Origin of the sequence: Pseudomonas sp. Larv2_ips, from assembly GCF_963879675.1 — a bacterium.
In the GTDB taxonomy this organism is placed as follows: Bacteria; Pseudomonadota; Gammaproteobacteria; order Pseudomonadales; family Pseudomonadaceae; genus Aquipseudomonas.
Genome location: NZ_CAWOAW010000027.1, coordinates 1764391 through 1784699, shown reverse-complemented (window position 1 = coordinate 1784699; position 20309 = coordinate 1764391). Strand labels below are relative to the sequence as shown.

23 protein-coding genes are annotated in these 20309 nt (G+C 59.5%); 13 read left to right on the top strand and 10 right to left on the bottom strand.

Going from position 1 to position 20309, the window contains the following annotated elements:
• The 3 genes from AACV02_RS25015 to AACV02_RS25005 are packed head-to-tail and all read right to left on the bottom strand — an operon-like array spanning position 1 to position 3545.
• Entirely contained in the window at positions 1–978 is a 978-nt protein-coding gene (locus AACV02_RS25015) for an ABC transporter permease (RefSeq protein ID WP_106580529.1), read from the bottom strand.
• Positions 975–2528 carry a sugar ABC transporter ATP-binding protein gene (locus AACV02_RS25010; RefSeq protein WP_106580528.1) on the bottom strand — a complete coding sequence of 518 codons (1554 nt, stop codon included), beginning with the start codon at positions 2526–2528 and terminating at the stop codon, positions 975–977. The genes AACV02_RS25015 and AACV02_RS25010 overlap by 4 nt, the downstream gene beginning before the upstream one ends.
• A gap of 57 nt (positions 2529–2585) precedes the next feature.
• The gene (locus AACV02_RS25005; protein ID WP_106580527.1) at positions 2586–3545 is read right to left on the bottom strand and encodes a sugar ABC transporter substrate-binding protein; all 960 of its coding nucleotides are present in this window, start codon (positions 3543–3545) and stop codon (positions 2586–2588) included.
• Between the two features lie 493 nt (positions 3546–4038).
• On the opposite strand from AACV02_RS25005, the gene AACV02_RS25000 reads away from it, so the two are divergent.
• From AACV02_RS25000 to AACV02_RS24990, 3 genes are all read left to right on the top strand, one after another.
• Positions 4039–5127: an asparaginase gene (locus AACV02_RS25000; RefSeq protein ID WP_119742661.1), complete on the top strand. Its 1089-nt coding sequence runs from the start codon at positions 4039–4041 to the stop codon at positions 5125–5127.
• A 156-nt stretch (positions 5128–5283) separates the two neighbouring features.
• Complete coding sequence (locus tag AACV02_RS24995; protein WP_106580525.1) at positions 5284–5535, top strand: DUF1654 domain-containing protein; 252 nt, start codon at positions 5284–5286, stop codon at positions 5533–5535.
• A 4-nt stretch (positions 5536–5539) separates the two neighbouring features.
• Positions 5540–6229, top strand: coding sequence for an endonuclease (locus AACV02_RS24990; RefSeq protein ID WP_119742659.1), 690 nt, complete (start codon positions 5540–5542; stop codon positions 6227–6229).
• Between the two features lie 29 nt (positions 6230–6258).
• Here AACV02_RS24990 and AACV02_RS24985 read toward each other — a convergent pair whose 3' ends face one another.
• Positions 6259–6639, bottom strand: a complete 381-nt coding sequence (locus tag AACV02_RS24985) for an SPOR domain-containing protein (RefSeq protein WP_119742657.1) — start codon at positions 6637–6639, stop codon at positions 6259–6261.
• Positions 6640–6886: 247 nt separating this feature from the next.
• On the opposite strand from AACV02_RS24985, the gene csrA reads away from it, so the two are divergent.
• The 3 genes from csrA to AACV02_RS24970 all read left to right on the top strand — a co-directional run bounded on the left by csrA (position 6887) and on the right by AACV02_RS24970 (position 7945).
• Positions 6887–7081, top strand: coding sequence for a carbon storage regulator CsrA (gene csrA, locus AACV02_RS24980; protein ID WP_003192511.1), 195 nt, complete (start codon positions 6887–6889; stop codon positions 7079–7081).
• A gap of 209 nt (positions 7082–7290) precedes the next feature.
• On the top strand, positions 7291–7554 hold the full coding sequence (locus AACV02_RS24975) for a hypothetical protein (RefSeq protein WP_106580522.1): 264 nt from the start codon (positions 7291–7293) through the stop codon (positions 7552–7554).
• 94 nt (positions 7555–7648) lie between these two features.
• Entirely contained in the window at positions 7649–7945 is a 297-nt protein-coding gene (locus AACV02_RS24970; RefSeq protein ID WP_106580521.1) for a hypothetical protein, read from the top strand.
• 36 nt (positions 7946–7981) lie between these two features.
• Here AACV02_RS24970 and AACV02_RS24965 read toward each other — a convergent pair whose 3' ends face one another.
• Positions 7982–8659, bottom strand: coding sequence for an HAD family hydrolase (locus AACV02_RS24965; protein ID WP_119742655.1), 678 nt, complete (start codon positions 8657–8659; stop codon positions 7982–7984).
• Positions 8660–8874: 215 nt separating this feature from the next.
• Here AACV02_RS24965 and AACV02_RS24960 point away from each other — a divergent pair, with 215 nt between their 5' ends.
• The 4 genes from AACV02_RS24960 (at position 8875) to AACV02_RS24945 (ending at position 12128) form a co-directional block, all read left to right on the top strand.
• Positions 8875–9645: an alpha/beta fold hydrolase gene (locus AACV02_RS24960; RefSeq protein ID WP_119742653.1), complete on the top strand. Its 771-nt coding sequence runs from the start codon at positions 8875–8877 to the stop codon at positions 9643–9645.
• Positions 9646–9756: 111 nt separating this feature from the next.
• Positions 9757–10017 (top strand): DUF2790 domain-containing protein, encoded by a 261-nt coding sequence (locus AACV02_RS24955; RefSeq protein ID WP_119742650.1) that lies wholly within the window; start codon positions 9757–9759, stop codon positions 10015–10017.
• A 42-nt stretch (positions 10018–10059) separates the two neighbouring features.
• On the top strand, positions 10060–10731 hold the full coding sequence (locus tag AACV02_RS24950; RefSeq protein WP_106580517.1) for a heavy metal response regulator transcription factor: 672 nt from the start codon (positions 10060–10062) through the stop codon (positions 10729–10731).
• Positions 10728–12128: a heavy metal sensor histidine kinase gene (locus tag AACV02_RS24945; protein WP_119742648.1), complete on the top strand. Its 1401-nt coding sequence runs from the start codon at positions 10728–10730 to the stop codon at positions 12126–12128. Before AACV02_RS24950 ends, AACV02_RS24945 begins: the two co-directional genes overlap by 4 nt.
• Before the next feature lie 282 nt (positions 12129–12410).
• Here AACV02_RS24945 and pcp read toward each other — a convergent pair whose 3' ends face one another.
• From pcp to AACV02_RS24920, 5 genes are all read right to left on the bottom strand, one after another.
• The gene (pcp, locus tag AACV02_RS24940; RefSeq protein ID WP_119742646.1) at positions 12411–13055 is read right to left on the bottom strand and encodes a pyroglutamyl-peptidase I; all 645 of its coding nucleotides are present in this window, start codon (positions 13053–13055) and stop codon (positions 12411–12413) included.
• Positions 13056–13063: 8 nt separating this feature from the next.
• Positions 13064–14014 carry a DUF979 domain-containing protein gene (locus AACV02_RS24935; RefSeq protein WP_106580514.1) on the bottom strand — a complete coding sequence of 317 codons (951 nt, stop codon included), beginning with the start codon at positions 14012–14014 and terminating at the stop codon, positions 13064–13066.
• Positions 14011–14727 carry a DUF969 domain-containing protein gene (locus AACV02_RS24930; protein ID WP_106580513.1) on the bottom strand — a complete coding sequence of 239 codons (717 nt, stop codon included), beginning with the start codon at positions 14725–14727 and terminating at the stop codon, positions 14011–14013. The genes AACV02_RS24935 and AACV02_RS24930 overlap by 4 nt, the downstream gene beginning before the upstream one ends.
• 241 nt (positions 14728–14968) lie before the next feature.
• Positions 14969–15394 carry a GNAT family N-acetyltransferase gene (locus tag AACV02_RS24925; protein WP_106580512.1) on the bottom strand — a complete coding sequence of 142 codons (426 nt, stop codon included), beginning with the start codon at positions 15392–15394 and terminating at the stop codon, positions 14969–14971.
• Positions 15395–15439: 45 nt separating this feature from the next.
• The gene (locus tag AACV02_RS24920; protein ID WP_119742644.1) at positions 15440–16642 is read right to left on the bottom strand and encodes an ROK family transcriptional regulator; all 1203 of its coding nucleotides are present in this window, start codon (positions 16640–16642) and stop codon (positions 15440–15442) included.
• 209 nt (positions 16643–16851) lie between these two features.
• On the opposite strand from AACV02_RS24920, the gene AACV02_RS24915 reads away from it, so the two are divergent.
• The 3 genes from AACV02_RS24915 to AACV02_RS24905 are packed head-to-tail and all read left to right on the top strand — an operon-like array spanning position 16852 to position 20308.
• The gene (locus AACV02_RS24915; protein ID WP_119742642.1) at positions 16852–18255 is read left to right on the top strand and encodes an APC family permease; all 1404 of its coding nucleotides are present in this window, start codon (positions 16852–16854) and stop codon (positions 18253–18255) included.
• 8 nt (positions 18256–18263) lie between these two features.
• Positions 18264–19274: an ROK family protein gene (locus tag AACV02_RS24910; protein WP_119742640.1), complete on the top strand. Its 1011-nt coding sequence runs from the start codon at positions 18264–18266 to the stop codon at positions 19272–19274.
• Complete coding sequence (locus AACV02_RS24905) at positions 19274–20308, top strand: SIS domain-containing protein (protein ID WP_372239335.1); 1035 nt, start codon at positions 19274–19276, stop codon at positions 20306–20308. The genes AACV02_RS24910 and AACV02_RS24905 overlap by 1 nt, the downstream gene beginning before the upstream one ends.
• The last annotated feature ends 1 nt before the right edge of the window (position 20309 follow it).

The following is a 20309-nucleotide window of genomic DNA, read 5'->3' as shown; positions in this document are numbered from 1 at the left end:
TCAGCCTCGCCGACTGGCGCGCTGGCTGCGGTAAGTGTCGAGGACCACGGCAATCACGATCACCGCACCGGTGATGATGCGTTTGGTGGGCTCCGTAGCGCCGATCTGCGCGAGGCCTGCGGCCAGTACCGAAATGATCAACACACCGAAAAAGGTACTGATAACCGAACCGCGCCCGCCCATCAAACTTGTGCCGCCGATCACCACAGCGGCGATCACCTGCAGCTCCAGGCCGGAGCCGGCATTCGGGTCCGCCGCTTCCAGGCGCGAAATCTGGAACAGTGCCGCCACACCGGCCAACAGCCCCATCAGGCTGAACACCAGGATTTTGTAGGGTTTGGGATTGATCCCGGCCAGGCGCACGGCCTCTTCGTTGGTGCCGATGCCGATCAGGTAGCGACCAAATACCGTGCGCGTCAACACCAACTGAGCGGCAATGATCACCAGCAAGGCAATGATGAACGACGGCGAAATCCCGAAGGCAACCGGATTCGACAGCCAGGCAAACGAATCACCGATATACGCGGTACGCGAGCCGGTCATTTGGTACGCCACACCACGCGCCATCTCCAGCACACCGAGGGACACAATAAACGATGGGATTCGCCAGGCCACGGTGATCGAGCCGGTGATGGTGCCTGCCACTGCCGCACAGCCCATGCCCAGCAACGCTGCCGGGAGCACGCTCCAGCCCCAGCCGAGAATCGCCACGCTGACCGCCGACGCGGCCAATGCCAGCACCGAGCCAACCGACAGGTCGATGCCACCGATAATCAGGATGAAGGTCATGCCCACCGCCAGTACCATCAAGTCCGGTATCTGGTTGGCCAGGGTGCTGAAGGTGTCGTAGGACAGGAAGTGATCGCTCAACACTGAGAACAGCGCAATCATCGCCAGCAAGGCACCGGCCAGGCCCAGGTAAGTGCCCAGGCCGTAGAAGTTGCCGCCGGTTTTACCCGGGGAATGTGTGGTTTTCATGGGGTATCCCTAAGCACTGCGTCGTTGAGCAGCGCGTCACGTTTTTGATAGCCGGCAAAGGCGGCGGCGAGCAATTCGTCCTGGGTCCAGCTGTCGCGCTCGAAGGTTTCGATCAGGCGCCCAGCGGACAGCACACCGATGCGGTCACAGATCAGCATCAGCTCCCGCAGGTCGCTGGACACCACCACCAGCGCTTTGCCCTGGCGCGTCAATTCGCCGAGCAAGGCATAAATGTCGAACTTGGCACCGACGTCGATGCCTCGGGTCGGCTCATCGAACAGCATCACCGCGCAATCGCGCTCCAGCCAACGGCCGATCACGACTTTCTGCTGGTTACCGCCCGACAGCTCAGACACCAACTGCGCCGGACTGGAGCTGCGGATGCGCATGGCGTCGATCTGGCGCTTGGCCAAGGCGGTTTCATCGCGGCTGTTCACCACGCCACCGCCGGAAATTTCCGGCATGTTGCCCAAGGCAATGTTGGCGCTGATCGACTGGGTCAACAGCAGGCCTTCACCCTTGCGGTCTTCGGTGATCAGGGCAATGCCATGGCCGACCGCATCTACCGGGGAGCGAATGCTCACCACGTTGGCCGGCGATCCCAGAGCGACGGTGCCGCTGTCCGCCAGGTCCGCGCCGAAGATCAGGCGCAGCAGCTCAGTGCGGCCGGCGCCGATCAGGCCGGAGATGCCATAGATCTCACCGGCGCGCACTTCAAAAGACACATCACGCACCTTGTCCGAGCGGGTCAGCCCTTTCACGGTCAAGGCCGGGCCGCCGATAGTGCGCGGGCCCAGGTCAATTTTTTCACCCAGCTCGCGACCGACCATCAGGGTGACCAGTTGCTCACTGTTGTAGTTGGCCATCGGCTCGACGCAGACCAGTTTGCCGTCGCGCAATACCGCAATACGCTGGGCAACACGGGCCAGCTCTTCGAGCCGGTGTGAAATATAAATGATCGCCACGCCCCGAGCCTGCAGGCGGGTGATTTGTTCAAAGAGCATTTCGACTTCACGCGCGGTCAGCATCGCCGTGGGTTCATCGAGGATCAGTACGTGGCAGTCGCCGATCAGGTTGCGGGCGATTTCGACCATCTGTTGATGGCCAATGCCCAAGGTGCCAACCAGGGTATCCGGGTCGATCGCATCCAGACCGACCTGAGCCATGGCTTCGATCGCGGCTTTGCGCAGCTGTTTGCGGCTGATCCATCCACACTTGCTGGGCAGGTTATCCAAGAACAGGTTTTCGGCCACGGTCAGTGTGGGCAGCAGGTTGAGCTCCTGCATGACCATGCGCACGCCCAGCTCTTCAGCCTGGGTGCGGCTGCCGGGACGGTAGTCCTGACCATTGAACTGCATGTGCCCGGTGGTCGGCGTGACCAGCCCGCCGATAATTTTCGACAGGGTACTTTTACCCGCGCCGTTCTCACCGGTCAGCGCCAGCACTTCCCCGCGGTTGAGCGTCAGGGTGATGTCGGACAGAACCGGTTGGGCATAGGTCTTGCCGATACCGCTGACCGAGAGGACAGCGTTCGGGGCGGAAGATGACATAGGAAAATCTCCAGGCGCCCACTCAGGACGAGCGGGCGCTGTTGGGTGCTGCCAGGATTACTTCTTGAGGACGAGTTCGACTGGGGTTTCGATCACGCCGTCTTTGGCATCGACTTTCTCACCCTTGACCAGCTTGAGCGCGTTCTGGATACCGAACACGGCTTGCTGGGCTGCAGCCTGGTCAGCGGTCGCGAGCACACGGCCATCTTGCAGCATTGGTTTGATGGCTTCGATGTTGTCGTAGCCTACGACCAGCACTTTGCCGGCTTTGCCCGCAGCGCGTACGGCAGAGACAGCGCCCAAGGCCATGTTGTCGTTACCCGCCAACAGTGCCTTGAGGTCCGGGTATTCGCTCAACATGGCGGAGGCGACTTTCTGACCCTGGTCGATTTCCCAGTTGCCCGACTGAGTGGAGACGATCTTCATGCCGGCAGCGTCCATCGCGTCCTTGTAGCCTGCGGTGCGCTGCTGCGCGTTGGTGGTGGTCGGGACACCTTCGATGATGCCGACCTTGTCACCCGCGGCCAGTTGCTTGGCCAGGTAGTCACCAACCAGCTTGGAGCCTTTACGGTTATCCGGGCCTACGAACGGAATATCGAGGTTTTTGCTTTTCAATACCTCCGGATCAAGGCGGTTGTCGATGTTGACGACCTTGATGCCCGCATCGGAAGCTTTCTTCAACACGGTGACCAACGCCTTGGAGTCAGCCGGGGCGATTACGATGGCGTTGACTTTGGCGAGAATCATTTGGTTGACGATATCGATCTGCGCGCTGGTATCGGTTTCGTTCTTGATACCGTTGGTGATCATGTCGAAGTCGGCAGCATGGTCTTTCTGATAGGACTTGGCGCCATCCTGCATGGTGACGAAGAATTCATTGGCGAGGGATTTCATCACCAGGCCGACCTTGGGTTTGGTGGCGGCGTCATCAGCAAAGGCAGAGGAAAGAGGTAGCGCAGCGGATGCAGCGGCAAGCACAGCGACAGCAAGAAGACGTCCAGCAAATGGCAGCTTCATGGGTTCACTCCGATCTTATGATTATTGTGAGCAACGCTTGCACGGCAGACCGTCTCGCAAACGTTTGCGTTAGCCAAACTATGAGAACCTTGTCGAGATTTGTCAACGGGTGAAAACCGCCTTTCATCCAAGCCCACTGCTACCTGCCATTACGCTATTGGATGGATGCGATTAAACATCGCCCTCGCCCGTCCGTTCTCTAAAACGACAGCCTGTGACACTCATGTCATACGCAACCCGTCGATTAACCCTCATGGCTTTCGGACAACCGAACACGGTACTGCCTTCCCGTTCGGAAAGCCGGACGAACGAGCTTTCACGTCATCTGAAATATCTATGAATACTGTTTTAAATCAATGCCTTAATTTATAAACACGAACACAATCAGCTTGGTACAAATCCTGCTCTTTCCTGGCACCTCGCGGCGTTGAGAACCGCCGGGTGTTCTAGATGAACCTGCGACCGCACTCATCAAAAACCAGAGAGAAAAATAATGAAATCTGCACTGAAGTCTTTTGTTCCGGGCGCACTCGCCCTTCTGCTGCTGTTCCCCGTTGCCGCTCAGGCAAAGGATGTTGAAACCAAGACCAAACTGTCCAATGTGGTGATTCTTGCCACCGGCGGCACTATTGCCGGCGCTGGCGCCAGCGCTGCCAACAGCGCCACTTATCAGGCGGCCAAGGTGGGCATCGAGCAATTGATCGCTGGTGTTCCTGAGCTTAGCCAGATTGCCAATGTGCGCGGCGAGCAAGTGATGCAAATTGCGTCAGAAAGCATCAACAATGAAAACCTGCTGCAACTGGGTCGCCGTGTTGCCGAACTGGCCGACAGCAAGGACGTCGACGGCATCGTGATTACGCACGGTACCGACACCCTCGAAGAAACCGCCTACTTCCTGAACCTGGTGGAAAAAACCGACAAGCCAATCGTGGTGGTCGGCTCGATGCGTCCAGGCACCGCCATGTCGGCGGACGGCATGCTCAACCTGTACAACGCCGTCGCCGTCGCCGGCAGCAAGGATGCACGCGGCAAGGGCGTGCTGGTCACCATGAACGACGAGATTCAGTCGGGTCGTGACGTCAGCAAGATGATCAATATCAAGACCGAAGCGTTCAAGAGCCCATGGGGCCCGTTGGGCATGGTGGTTGAAGGCAAATCCTACTGGTTCCGCCTGCCGGCCAAGCGCCACACCCTGGATTCTGAATTCGATATCAAGACCATCAAAAGCCTGCCGGACGTTGAAATCGCTTATGGCTACGGCAATGTGAGCGACACCGCCGTCAAGGCCCTGGCTCAGGCTGGCGCCAAAGCCATCATCCATGCTGGCACTGGCAATGGTTCGGTGTCTTCCAAGGTCGTCCCTGCCCTGCAGGAACTGCGCAAACAAGGCGTACAAATCATTCGCTCGTCCCACGTGAATGCTGGCGGTTTCGTGCTGCGTAACGCCGAACAGCCTGACGACAAGTACGACTGGGTGGTTGCCCATGACCTGAACCCGCAGAAAGCGCGGATCCTGGCGATGGTTGCGTTGACCAAGACCCAGGACAGCAAAGAGCTGCAACGGATGTTCTGGGAATATTGATATCTGGTAACACTGTGGAGGCGGGTTTACTCGCCTCCACTTTCCCTTGAGACTTCCCCGCTACAACTTCCCCGCGAATGTCCTGAGTTTTAAGCAGTTGCGAAATTCCTTATAATTAAATACTGTATGCACATACAGCAAACTAAGGAATGCTCCGTGGCAAAGTCTTCTTCCGCAGCCCCAACTCCGCCTGATGCTTACGCACGCTTAGCCGTTCGCGTGCAAAAAATCATCAATTCGACCAATGCCCAGAAAGCCAAGGCAGCCTTGATCTTCCGTTTACCGGAAGAGCCGGAAGATGAATGGGCGCGCTTGCTGGAAGAAATTGCTGAGAACGACAACGTCACCCTCGCTTATCGGGACGACGGTGGCGTGCAGATTTTCTGGGTTGTGCCGAAGGAAGATTGATTCAATGAGTGTTCGCTTTACTGCTTTGTTTTGTCTGTTTTTTGCCATTACCGCCAACGCCCAGGCGCCTCGAACCTTCAGCGAGGCCAAGAAAGTCGCCTGGAAGCTCTATGCCCCACAATCCACAGAGTTTTACTGCGGCTGTAAATACACCGGCAACCGGGTGGATTTGAAAGCCTGCGGGTACATTCCGCGCAAAAATGCCAACCGTGCCGCACGCATCGAGTGGGAGCATATCGTTCCAGCCTGGCAGATCGGACATCAGCGCCAATGCTGGCAGAACGGTGGACGCAAGAACTGTACGCGCCGCGATGATGTGTTCAAGCGTGCAGAGGCCGACTTGCACAACCTGGTGCCGAGCATCGGGGAGGTCAATGGTGACCGCAATAACTTCAGTTTCGGTTGGCTGCCGGTGCAAACCGGACAGTACGGTTCCTGTTTGACCCAAGTGGACTTCAAGGCAAAAAAGGTCATGCCACGCCCGTCCATTCGCGGAATGATTGCCCGAACCTACTTTTACATGAGCAAACAATATGGCTTGCGCCTGTCGAAACAGGACCGCCAACTGTATGAAGCCTGGAACAGGACTTACCCGGTACAAACCTGGGAACGCCAGCGCAACCAGACCGTGGCCTGCGTGATGGGTCGGGGCAACGAATTTGTCGGCCCGGTTAACCTCAAAGCCTGTGGTTGAAGGCGGGAGAGGCTCCCGCCCGCTTTTGGTTACTGCGCAACCTTGTGTTCAATCACCTGCGACTCGGTGTCATTTTTCTTGGCGCGCGCCAGTTTTTCGGTCAGCTGCGCTTGCTTGGCTTCGGCTTCGGCCTTACTGGCGAACGGCCCCAGCAGGACATCGTCCTTGCCGTCTGTTTTCACGATATAAAAGCTAAACCCATGTTCCAGCAACCAGGCGGTCAAGTCAGTGATTGCCTGGAGCTTATGGTCCGGCGGGCCAACCCGCACGTCCCATTCCTGAGCGGCAATCGCGCCGGTTTCTGGCTGGCTTTCAGTCACGGCAGGCTTGGCCTTGGGCGCTTCGACAGGTTTGCCTTCACCGCAACCGGCCAATGCCAACACCGCAATTGCCATCGCTACTTTACGCACTGCCCTGCTCCTTTGAGGATAAAGAGGCAACTTTATCATTCACTGTCTATTCTGGCCGTCATAAACGTTGGCTTAAACAATGCGAATGATGTATCGCAGACCTGTATGATGCCGCCATGGGAATTAATGTCGCCTCTATGCGTCCTAAAAGAGGCAGTCACAGGGAAGCGCTTAGCAGTAAGCTACACACATCCGACATCTGCCCTGTCTGAAACATGTGTCCTTAAAAGTAATCAAGGAGAAGTCCATGCTTATACTCACCCGCAAAGTCGGTGAAAGCATAAACATCGGTGATGACATCACGATCACCATTCTGGGCGTCAGCGGCCAGCAAGTACGAATCGGCATCAACGCACCCAAGGACGTTGCCGTGCATCGCGAGGAGATTTACCAGCGCATCCAGGCTGGCCTGACGGCTCCGGACAAAAATCAGACTCCTTGACGCACTCTCAGTAGCCAGCCCTTTCGTTCACTGTAACGGCTGGCGAAGACCCTTCAAGCCTGCTCGCCTCTCTTGCGTGAACAGCTCGCTTTGCGCCTCGCGCTTCGCCCCAAGATGAAACTGTCTTGACGACTGGAACTTGTTGCGTAATCCACAGCCGAATCTTCTGACTATTATCCTGCCGTCCGAGTGCATTCAGGAGCACGTCGATGAGGCCTACCGCCCCCAAGCCCCTAGTTTCCAAGTCCTGGTGGATCGTCCTGCTGATAGGGCTGGTCTTCGTGACGGTGGGTTATGGCCTGAGATACGAAATTGAAAGTACCAGCGCCTCCAGTGGCAGCTCTTGGCCTGATCTGGCGCTGTTTCTATGCGCTTACCTGTTTGCGTTCTGCCTCAAGCCTATTCAGAAGGCAATTCTGCGCAAGTTATGCCAACGCGCGGCCCAACGAACGCATCACAAAACTGCACGATGACGCCTCCTTGCGGGCAATCAGATCACCGGTATTTACAGTGTCGTGGCAAGACCTATGCTTGGGCTTGCAAGGTCAGTATTAAGGGCTGAAACAGATGGATACCCTGAGTAAATCCGAAATCGAAACTGCGCTGGCGGCCCGCCTGCCCAGTTACACAATCGCCTGCACACTGCACGCTGACGGCACATTGTCGGCTGTTCTCAGCGGCCCTGAAACTGACCACTTTGCAATCACCGGCATCGTCCGCGCGCACTATCGCGGCGCAGAAGCGATAGCCCGGCTGGCGAACGAAATCCTCAGGGAAATGGTGATGTCCCGGCAGGGCCTTCGCAGCAGCCGACTGCACGCCCTACCGGAAAACAGCGTAAGACCGAACAGACCTGACAGCTGATAAAACCTTGGCCATAACGCGGTTGGCTTTCGCGTATCAAGCCACGGCGATCGATAAACGCAGCAAACCGTCATCGTTACGATGCACGCGCACCTGCTCATACCCCTCAATCGACGTATGTACCGTGGCCATCGGCTGCAAGTGCGTCGAAGTCACGACTACCACGTCAGCCCCCGCCGCCTCCGCGGCGCGAATCCCCACCGTCGCATCCTCGAACACCAGGCAGTCCTGCACCGGTACGCCCAGACGTTGCGCACCCAGCACATAACAAGCTGGGTCCGGCTTGCCGCTGGCGACATCCTCAGCCGTCACCAGCACTACCGGCGGCGCAATGCCCGCCGCTTGCAGGCGGCGCATCGCCAACTCCCTGGGCGCAGACGTGACCAGCGCCCACTGATCGCCAGGCAAACTGTTCAGAAACTCGACCGCGCCCGAAATCGCGACGACACCCTCGACATCGTTGATTTCCGCCTCGGTTATCCACTGCGCTTCAACTTCAGCGTCCACGCCTGGCAATGCCTGCCGGGTAATCGTATCAATGGCTCGTGCACCGTGAATGGTGCTCAGAAAGGCCGCCACGTCGAGGCCGTGGCGTTCAGCCCAGATACTCCACACCCGTTCGGCGGCGGCGATGGAGTTGAGCAAGGTGCCATCCATGTCGAATAAAAAGGCGCGGTAACGCTGGGTAAAGGCGGCTGGACCTTGAATAGACACTGTGGGATTTCCTTTTTATCGGTAACAAATGCTGACCCCGATGCAATCTACGGATCACGTCAACACTTGTAAACGCTGCAGAGCACTGCCCTCCCCCTTTGCATTACAAGCTTGTAATGAAGCTGTAAGTCTTGTCAGCACCCTCACTTCATACAGTGGAGTCGTCAGTCACCCACACCGGGTGACACACCTGCACACTGATGAAGGGCCGCACGATGAAACCTGCAAGCACACTCTGCCTGATCGCCGCCAGCTTGTTGATGCTGGGCACCGCTACCGCCATGGCCGGCACCGTCGCACCGATCAAAGCCAACAACGTGGTCCTGGTACACGGCTCCTGGGCGGACGGCTCGAGCTGGTCCGAGGTGATCACCCGTCTTCAGGCCGCCGGCCTGCATGTCACCGCCGTACAGAACCCGCTGACCTCGGTGGCCGATGACGTCGCCGCCACCAACCGCGTACTTGATCAACAGGACGGTCCTACCGTACTGGTCGGCCATTCCTACGCCGGCACCGTGGTCAGCGACGCCGGCGCGAACCCGAAGGTCAGCTCCCTGGTGTATGTGGCAGCCCGCGCGCCGGACGCCAATGAAGACTTCGTCGCGCTCTCTGCCAAATACCCGAGCATGCCGGTGCGAGCCGGCGTTGAAGAGCACGACGGTTACCTGACCTTGAACCAGAACGCTTTCCTCAAGTATTTCGCCGCCGACGTGCCCCGCGCCAAAGCACTGGAGCTGTACGCCGTACAACAACCGATCACCAAAACGCTGTTCAGTGGTCGCACCGTGAATGCCGCCTGGCACACCAAACCGTCGTGGTACGCCGTGTCGAGCAATGACCAGACCATCAACCCGGACCTGGAGCGCTTCCTCGCCAAGCGCATGAACGCCACCACCATCGAGCTGCCTTCGAGCCACTTGTCGCTGGTGTCCCACGCCAAGGAAATCACTGACCTGATCCTCGAAGCGTCCGGTCGCCAGCCTTGAATCCGTTGATTACGAACTTGTCATGATCCTGTTGGTTGGCTGTTTGGGGCGCCTGGTTACTGTGAACTCACTGCCAATCCCGGCAGCCGACCCTTTAAGAGAACTACTGCCATGAAACTGTTTATTCTGGGCTTCGCCGCACTGCTTGCCACCGGTTCTGCATTTGCTGCCGACGCCCCTTCCGCCCCCAACGTGATCCACGACAAGACCGGCTTCTTCGTGCACCTGGACGTCGACAAAGTGCTGTCGAGCACCGACACCTACGGGCAGTGTGGCATCGTCCCCGCTCGCCTCGATTACCTCGACCACCAGGGTCGCGAACATGTGCTGGACTACCAAGTACAGGGCATCGGTTGCGCCAGTGACAATTGATCGGGCTACACTTGCGCCACGCACAGAACCAGGGCACTTCCCATGCATATCCTCGTAGTCGAAGACGAACCCAAGGCCGGCAATTACCTGCTCAATGGGCTGCAGGAACTGGGTTACTCCGTGAGCCTCGCCCGTGACGGTGTGGACGGGTTGCACCAGGCGCTGGAAACGTCATTCGACGTGATCGTGCTGGATGTGATGATGCCGAAAATGGACGGTTGGGAAGTGCTGCGCCGCCTGCGCAAGGAGGCCGACACGCCGGTACTGTTTCTCACCGCCCGCGATGACATTGCCGACCGCATCAAAGGCCTTGAACTGGGTGCCGACGATTACTTGATCAAACCGTTCTCCTTCGCCGAACTGGTCGCGCGTTTGCGCACCTTGACCCGCCGCGGCCCGAGCCGCGAAGAAGAACAGCTGCACATCGCCGACCTGCAAATCGACGTGCTCAAACGCCGTGTCACCCGCGCCGGCACGCGCATTACCCTGACCAATAAAGAGTTCGCCCTGTTGCACCTGTTCGCGACCCATCAGGACCAGGTGCTGTCACGCTCGATGATCGCCTCGCGCGTCTGGGACATGAACTTCGACAGCGACACTAATGTGGTCGACGTCGCCGTAAGGCGCCTGCGCCTGAAAATCGACGACCCGTTCCAGCTCAAGTTAATCCACAGCGTGCGGGGCATTGGCTACCGCTTCGACACCCAGCCATGAACAGCCGCCGCCACTACTCGCTGACCCTGCGCCTGGCGCTGATCTTCGCCCTGCTCGCTTTTGCCCTGCTGGCTACCCTGGGCGTAGCGCTGTACCGCGAGCTTGAGCGTGAACTGATCAAGCGTGACGATGCCGCGCTGATCTATCGCGCCGACCAGTTGCGCAACCTGCTCAACGACAGCAACACCCTGGACCTGATCAAGACCAAGCCGGAACTGTTCCAGAACATGCTGGGCAACAGCGAGTCGGTGCTGAGTATCGCGGCGCCGGGGCAGAAGCCGCTACTGCTGGTCAACCCGGGCAACATCGAAATGCCGAACGTAACGCCCGTGCCAAAGGACCATGAGCTGGGCTTTTCCGACGTGCACCACTTACCTGGTGTAAACGGCGTACCCTTCGCCACCGTGGCCGCCTCGATTGATTCCGGAGACTTGGGAAGCCTGCAAGTCACCACGGGACGTTTGATGACCGAACGCACCGCCATGCTTGCCAGCTATCGCCTGAGCGTATTTATCCTGGCCAGCATCGCGGCAATTATCCTCGCCCTGGTCGGTTACCTGCTGGTGTACCGAGGCCTGCTGCCGTTGCGACGCCTGGCCAAACACGCCCAAGGCATCGGCGTGGGCAACCTTGCCGAACGACTCGACAGCCACGGTGCACCGAAAGAACTTCTGCCGATGATCGACTCTTTCAACACCATGCTCGAGCGACTGGCCAAGGGCTTTGTGCAACTGGGCCAGGTGTCCACCGACATGGCCCACGAACTGCGCACGCCGATCAACAACCTGCTGGGCGAAACCCAGGTCGCGCTCCAGCAGAGCCGCAGCATCGAAAGCTATCAGCAATTGCTGGCCTCCAATGTCGAAGAGCTCGAACGCCTGGCACGGATGCTCGACAACATGCTGTTTCTCGCCCGCACCGATCCGGCCAGCGCCTTGCGCCAGCGCCAGGAGCTCAATGCGGCGGATGAGGTGCAACGCATGGCTGATTACTTCGAAGGGTTGGCGAGCGATGTGAATATCAGCATCCTCGCGCAGGGCGAAGGCGTGATCTGGGCTGAACCGATGCTGCTGCGCCGGGCGCTGGCAAATCTGTGTGCCAATGCCATCAAATACGGTGCACCCGGTTCGGAGCTGGTGATTCAAGCCACGCCAAACGCCGAAGGCATCCGGCTGAGCGTCATCAATCAGGGAGAGACCATCCCTGCCGAACACCTGCCCAGGCTGTTCGAACGGTTTTATCGGGTGGACGAATCGCGGGAGCGCTCGGCCCAGTCCAACGGGCTGGGTTTATCGATCGTCGCCACCATCATGCAGCTGCATAACGGCCGCTACAGCGTCACCAGTGAAGGCGCATTGACATGTTTTGAGCTGATTTTTCCGAGGCGGGAACACTGAGCAGTGCGTGCCAGAAGCCTGCTGTGATTTTTCACAGTTTTGTAGGTCGTAGCCGTCCCCATCTGCCTCTACTCTCGCCCGGAGCGCTCTCTCGGATCATTCAAAACAGGTATCACGCTTTGGTGAACAAACCGCATCAATCAGGCGGCGCGAGACGCTGACTCAGGGCAGAGCCGGTGCAGGTAATAACGGAAATTCTGCTATGGAAAAACGCTTGGGTTTACTGGAAAAAGGGCTGGCTGACATGAAAGAGAAGCTGATCGCCATTTCAAACAGGGCAGGTCAGCTGACCTGCCCACCGGTTTGCACGATATCCACCGGCGTGTCCCACGCCGTCTGTAGCGCAATCCGCAAACCTTCAACCATTGTCACCAGCGCCATCGAAGGCTGCGCCGCACCAGAAACCTGCTCCGGCAGGCTGGGGGGCACGTGAATAAAGCCACTGCGTATCGCCGTGCCGGCTAGGGCATGCTGCAACAGGTAAAACACCTGATTACACACAAAGGTCCCCGCCGTCTGTGAAACCGACGCCGCGATCCCGGCCTCGCGCACAGCCTTGACCATCGCTTTGATCGGCAAGGTCGTGAAGTAGGCGGCCGGCCCTCCGACCACCACTGGGGTATCGACCGGTTGTGCGCCCAAATTGTCAGGGATGCGTGCGTCGTTCACGTTGATCGCCACCCGCTCCATGGAGAAATCGCTACGACCGGGGGCGAGGCCTGTGGCAATCACCATCACCGGGTCAAATTCAGCGATCAATCGCGTCAGGCACGCCCCCGCCGTGGCAAACGCACAGGGCAGTCGACGCGCGACAATGTGCACGTTTTCACTCAGTCGCACGCCGTCCAACTGGCGCGACGCCTCCCAGGACGGGTTGATCAGGTCCTGGTCAAAGGGCTCGAAGCCCGTCAGCAACACAGTTTGCATTTTTGGCCTCACATCAACAGGTAGAGCAGCACGATATTGACCACCAGCATCATCAACGCAGTCGGCAGTTGAGCCTTGATCACCGCGTTTTTGTCTGGCAACTCCAGCAACGCCGCCGGGACGATATTGAAGTTGGCAGCCATGGGCGTCATCAACGTACCGCAATAACCGGAGAACATGCCGATCGCCGCCATCACCGCCGGATTACCGCCATACACGCCCACCAACACCGGTACGCCGACACCGCCGGTCATCACCGGAAACGCCGCAAAACCGTTACCCATGATCACCGTGAACAGCGCCATGCCCAACACGTAGACCATCACCGCCACCCACTTGAAATCGAGGTTGATGTAGGTAGTGGTGACATGCGCAACGGCCGTGCCCACCCCGGCTTCATTAAACAATAGCCCCAGCATTGCAAGCATCTGCGGCAACACCATGGCCCAGCCGAGGGCCTCGGTCAGGCGTCGGGATTCACGCAAGGCTTGCACCGGTGTGTCGCGGGTCAGCCAGCAAGCCAGACCGAGGGCGATCAGACAGCCGATGCCCAAGGATACAAAGGTGGTGTTTTTCGGGTCCAGCAGCGGTACGCCGCCGATCTCGGTGTGTTTGAGCAACACCGAGCCAATCACGGTGGTCAGGGGAATGGCCAGCGCGGGAATAAACAGTTTATGCCCCAGGCGCCCGGCACTCGCGCGGGAGGCCTTGTCATGCAGTTCGGCAGGCTTGCCGCGGCCGACGCCACCCAAGCCTGCGATCAGCGCCATCACCACCACGCCAACACCAATGACCACCGACGGCAGGCGCTCCCCCACCAGGAACGGCACAGCAAACAAGAGCCAGAACAGCGCAGTCGACCAGCGTTTGGGATGGGTGCGATCCAGCAGGATCATTCCCGCAGTTATCAGCAATAGCACACCGGCAAGCCAGTACAGGTACTCAATGGAGATGATCATTGTGCAGCCTCCACCGGCGTGGCGGCGGGCGTCATGTCGCGCGTAAGCCTGCGATCAAACCGGTGCAGGCGAATGGCATGGATGATAAAGGCGCAAATCGCCGTCGGGATGCCCCACACGGCAATGTGCAGTGGCTCCACATCAATCCCCGAACCCAACAGGAAGGTGTGCATCAGCGCGATCGCACCAAAGGCGACAAAGATGTCCTCACCGAAAAACAGCCCGACGTTATCGGTTGCCGCACACATGGCCAGCACTTTGTGGCGCAACCTGTCCGGCAGCTTGCCGTAGCGTTTCTCCGCCGCCCCTTCGGCCATGGGCGCCAGCAGCGGCCGCACCATTTGCGGATGGCCGCCCAGGCTGGTCAGGCCCATGGCGGCGGTGGACTCGCGCACAAACAGGTAGATGATCAACAGGCGCCCCACTGTGGCTCGCTCGAAACGCGCGATCCAGTTTTGCGCATGCAAGCGCAGGCCATGGCGCTCCAGCAGGCCAATGACAGCCAGGGGCAATAACAGGATCAGTTGCAGCGCGCGGGTCTGAAGGAAACCTTCGCCCATGCTGGCGAGGATTTTTTCCAGCGGGAAGTGGGCTGCCAGCCCGGTGGCGATGGCAGCGGCGGTAACCACCAACAGCGGATTGAAGCGCAAGACGAAGCCAACCACGATGACAAGTACGCCGATCAACGGCCATAGGTTCACAACAGTTTGCATGACGGAGAGGTCCTTGAATGCGCGCTGCGGCGCCATTACAGCAGGATGTGAACCAAGGGTTCACAGCATGAAAGTGGCATGCAGCCCGGCGCGGTTTTTATTGTTGACCCGATAGGTCGAGCGTCAGTGGCGGCAACTTTGCTGCCTGGGGGCGGGAGGTGTCCAACAAGAAAAATTGTTGCTGCAAACCAATAAATTTTGTGGGTGATTGGCGCCGGGCGAGTCGGCGCCGTACGAAGATTCAGCCGAGGCGTTTCTGGAAAAAATGCCGCTGGTGACCCGCCGGGTAATCAGCAATATGGCCAAATTCACTGAAGCCCAGCTTTCGATAAAACCCCGGCGCCTGAAAGCTGAAGGTGTCCAGCCAAATGCCAACACATTGCCGTTCACGGGCCAGGTCTTCGGCGGCGCGCATCAAACGCGTGCCGGTACCTTGGGTACGCATCTGATCCGGGATGCTCAACAGCTCAATGAACAACCACCCGTAGGAAATTTTTCCATAAAGGCCACCGACAACGTCTTGCGTGGCGGGGTCTCGCAACAAAATCCCGACGGTTTCGAACGCCATGTTGCCCGTGTGACCAAGGTTGTAAGCCCTCAGCGGTTTGAGGATGGCCTCACGCTCCTGCGCCGTTACGTCGAACGACACTTCCATTGCCACTTCCATAACGTGCTCCCTGGTATGAATTGAGTCGGCGGCCAGTATGCAGCCTTACTGCGGCTTGAGCAGCGCCTCGTAATCCGGGCTGATCTCCGCCAGGATCATCAAGGCTGCCGCCCCCAATGCCACTGCGTCCTGCCCTGCGGCCCCCATTTGAATGCGCGGGTACTGGCGTTCGGCACGGCTACTGACGGAACGGCTCAATGGCTCAAGGCGGGTTATCAGGCGGGCAAGGATGGCCTCAGGCAAAAAGCCGCTGATCAGGATGGTCTGCGGGTCAAGCACTGACTCCAGGATGTTGATCGCCTGGCGCAACGCCTGCGCCGCTTCCGCCAGCCAAACCTCTACGTTTGCGTCCAGCGCCTGATCGTTGGCGTCCCACGCGCAGAGGTCGTGCTCGGCCGGCAGGCCCAGGTGTTCCAACAGTGCGGCAATGGAGATGTAGCGCTCCAGGCACCCTTGGTTACCGCAGGAACACGCCTTGCCACCCGGAATCACCGTCATGTGCCCGATCTCACCAGCATTGTGCCAGTGGCCGGAATACAGGCGGTTATCCAGGTACAAACCGGCACCAAGACCGCTGCCGATAAACAGGTGCACAAAATTCGTCAGCTCGCTGGCGACCCCATACAGGCGCTCACCCATGGTCGCCGCCGTGGCATCGTTTTCTATCAGTACCGCCAGGCCGGTTTCCCGCTGCAAGCGCTCAGCGATATCCGGCGCGTCCCAGCCGGACATCGCCGTCGGCCCGACCGCCGTCATGCCTTCGACACTGAAAGGGCCCGGCAGGGCAATGCCCACACCCAGAAAGCGCCCGGCCGGCCTCTGCTGCCGAAAACCTTTCACCGCGTCCAGCACCAACGGTAATGCCTGCTCGAACGTTGGGTAGCTGACGGTCAGCGTGACTTGAGCCACCGTCTGCCCAAGCAGATCAAGCAGCACGCCGATGATGCGGTGCTGTTCGATATGAAAGCCGATGGAATAACCACCGTCGGGGTTCAGCGACAACGGCACCGGCGGTTGGCCTCGCCCACCCTTCTCGGCCGCATGAGCGAGCAGGACGCCTTCTTCGTGCAACTCGGTGACGATATTGGAAATGGTCTGCGCGGTCAGCGAGGTGAGCCGCGTGAGGTCGGCGCGGGTCAGCCGGCCGTTCTGGCGGATGGCCTCGAGAATCACCCGACGGTTGTGCAACCGGGCGTGTTCGGCATTCGTGCCAGTGGTGAGCGTGCGTTTGTTCTGAGGCGTTTTCATGGGCGGATAATCCGCGCAGCCGATTAATTAAATCAAGTTGAATTAATACTCTTGCTGTGGTTTTCTAAGCGCCTCGGTCTCTCGCATCCACTGCGAATGCCGGTTACGCCCCATAACAATAATGACGGGTCGACAGCACCCTCGATGGCAAGCAGCCCCCTTTGCACTCTGCCCTCACGCGCCTGTCACTCGAACAAGAGGTCGTCCCCATGAGCACGCTGACACCCGTTGACCCGGATTTACCCAACAGCAAACGCAAAATCGGTCTATTCCCCGCCATCACCCTGAACATGAGCCAGATGTGCGGCGTGGGCCCCTTTATCACCATCCCGGCGATGATCGTAATCATGGGTGGCCCCCAGGCCTACCTGGGCTGGATCCTTGGCGCCCTGCTGGCCCTGTGTGACGGGCTGGTCTGGGCCGAACTCGGTGCGTCATTGCCAGGTGCCGGCGGCACTTATGTTTATCTGCGTGAGGCGTTCGGCAAACGAACCGGCAAGCTGCTGCCGTTTCTGTTCGTCTGGACGGCGATGCTGTTCATTCCGCTGATCATGTCCACCGGCATCATCGGATTTGTGCAATACCTGACCTGGTTTTGGCCCGACATGAGCCAGACCGCCGGCAACCTGATCGGCCTGGTGGTGATCTGGCTGATCATCGTGATGCTGTGGCGCAAGATCGAGTCCATTGCCAAGTTGAGCATCGTGTTGTGGGTGATCATGCTGATCAGCATCGGCGCGCTGATTGCCGCTGCACTGTCCAATTTCCACGCCGACCTGGCGTTCACCTTCCCCGAAGGCGCGTTCAACCTGGCCGACAGCGGTTTCTGGTTTGGTATGGCCGGCGGGTTGACCATCGGCATCTATGACTACCTGGGTTACAACACCTCGGCGTACCTGGCCGGTGAAGTCGAACAACCGGGCCGGGTGATTCCCAAGTCGATCATTCTGTCGATCGTCGGCATCCTGGTCATCTACCTGGTGATGCAAGTCGGCGTACTGGGCGTGGTCGACTGGCACCGCATGCTCGACCCCGAATCCGCCGCCTACAAGTCGGTAGCCTCGGTGGTACTCAGCGAAACCTGGGGCAGTACGGCCGCCGGTATCGTCACCGTGCTGATACTGATCACCGCAGTCGCCTCGGTATTTGCCGGCTTGCTCGGCGGCTCCCGCGTGCCCTTCGAAGCCGCCAAGGACAACGTGTTCTTCAACGCCTTCAGCAAGACCCATCCCAAGCATGCGTTTCCTACCTGGGGCATCTTGAGCATGGGTGCGCTGACTTCCGTGGGCTTCATGATCGGGCGACTGACCGATTTGAATACCCTGATTCAACTGCTGACCACGGTGATGATTCTGGTGCAGTCAGTGGCACAGATCGTCTCGTTGCTGGTGCTGCGCAAAACCAAACCGCATCTGGCCCGGCCTTACAAAATGTGGCTCTACCCGGTGCCTGCGCTCATCGCGCTGCTGGGCTGGGTGTATATCTACATGGCGTCCAACCACAACGCGCCCGGCGCCTACCCCATCCAATGGTCGCTGGTCTGGGTGCTGGCCGGCAGCGTGGCTTATCTGTTCTGGGCGCGTGTTCAGCGACTATGGCCTTTTAACAAGTGATTAACGCAATGCATGAATCAGTCAGATCAACGGGCGCTACGGCGCCCCGGCAAGGCTTGCTGCTGGCGATTGACGTGGGCGGCACCAAGACTCAGGTCGCCTGCTACGACACCGCCCGCCAGCGCATGAACACGCGGATTCTCGCCACCCATGCCGACGGTTTGTCCGGCACGCCCGCCCTGCATCGCATCCTCGCGGCCGCGCGCGATTGTGTGACCGAATGGGGCAACGCCCCGGTGTTGAGCGTGGCGGCGGTATTCCCCGGTGTGGTGCGCGGCCCGACGTTGCTGATGGCGCCCAACACACCGGGGTTCGAAGGGCTCGACCTGCACTCGTTGATCGCCCAAGCATTCGGCAACGTCCCCGTGCGCCTCGATAACGACGTCAAGGCCGGCGCCCTGGCCGAAGTGCGCTGGGGGTCGCTGGCGGGTATTGATAACGCGATCTACCTGAACCTCGGTACCGGGCTTTCCGCTGCAGCCATCGCCAATGGCAGGTTGATCCGTGGGCATAACGGCGCAGCCATGGAAATCGGCTACCTGTTGTCGCCGTTTCTGAACCCGGAGCACCCTGATCAATGGGCGACCTATCAGAGCGGCAACGCACCGCTGGAGGAGCTGTTCTCCGGCAATGCCCTCAGCCAGCTGGCGGGTGAAATGCTGGGACACGGGCATCACGCCCAGGACCTGTTTACCAGCGCTGACCCCGCCGTGCGCAAGGCCTTGGCGCTGCGCATCGCCGCTTGTACGGTGCACATCGCCAACCTCGCCGTGGCGCTGGACGTCGAGCGTATCGTGATTGGCGGCGGCCTCTACCGCCAGGCGGCGCTGTTGGCGCCGTTGATCGAAACGCTGATCCAGCGCGCGGTGCCCTTCCCACCCACCCTCGCCGCTGCGCACTTCACCCACGATGCGCCACTGTGGGGCGCCTTGAGCATGGCGATGGACGCGGCCGGGCTGAACGCCCTTGCGCAGCAACTGATCGCGGCCGGCAAGACCCTCGACGCGCCAGGAGTTTAATCATGTCATTGATGTTGAGTGAGACCTTGTCCATCCCGGCGATCGTGCAACGCATGCTCGAGGATGACAGCGCGATCCATGCGCTGACCCGGCAATGGGCGCAGACGCTGCCCGAGTTGATGATCACCGTCGCGCGCGGCAGCTCCGACCATGCCGCCGCGTATTTCAGCTATGCACTGATGAGTCAGGTCGGCATCCCCAGCGTGTCGATTCCCCTGTCACTGGTGAGCTTGCAACAACCGCCGCTGCGCTTGAAGAACAGCTGGGTCGCGGCATTTTCCCAGTCCGGCAAAAGCCCCGACCTGATTGACAGCGTGCATTACCTGCATCAGCGCGGCGCGCATTCGGTGGCGCTGGTCAACACCGCCGGCTCACCGCTGGCGGCCATGAGCGAGCATGAAATCCTGCTGCCTGCCGGCCTGGAACAGAGTGTGGCCGCCACCAAAAGCTACGTGGCGATGTTAATGGCCGGCGCCCAGGCGGTCGCCAGCCTGGCAGATGCGCTGGCCATCGACACCGGCCTGAGCGAGGCTCTGCAACACTTGCCGGGCCATCTGCATAACGCTGCTGCCGAGGACTGGTCGCCACTGCTTGGCATGCTCACAAACGCCGACAAAATGATTGTGATCGGTCGCGGCGCCGCGTTGCCGATAGCCCAGGAGGCCGCGCTGAAACTCAAGGAAACTTCCGGCATCCAGGCTGAAGCTTTTTCCAGCGCGGAAGTGCGCCATGGCCCGATGGAGATCATCGAAGAGGGCTACCCGGTGCTGGTCTTCGCGCCCAGCGGCCCGGAGCAACCGGGCACTCTGGCTTTTGCCGCGGAAATGCGCGCCCGCGGTGCCCGCGTGCTGGTGGTGGCGCCGCGCGGTACGGTTTGCGAAGGCCTGTTGCCCAGCGTGCCGACCGCACATGCGCTACTGGAGCCCTTCACGATGATTCAAGGGTTCTATCTGAGCGCAGCGCAGCTGGCTGTGGCGCGCGGGCGCAATCCGGATCAGCCGCGGTATTTGAAGAAGGTGACGCAGACGCGGTAAT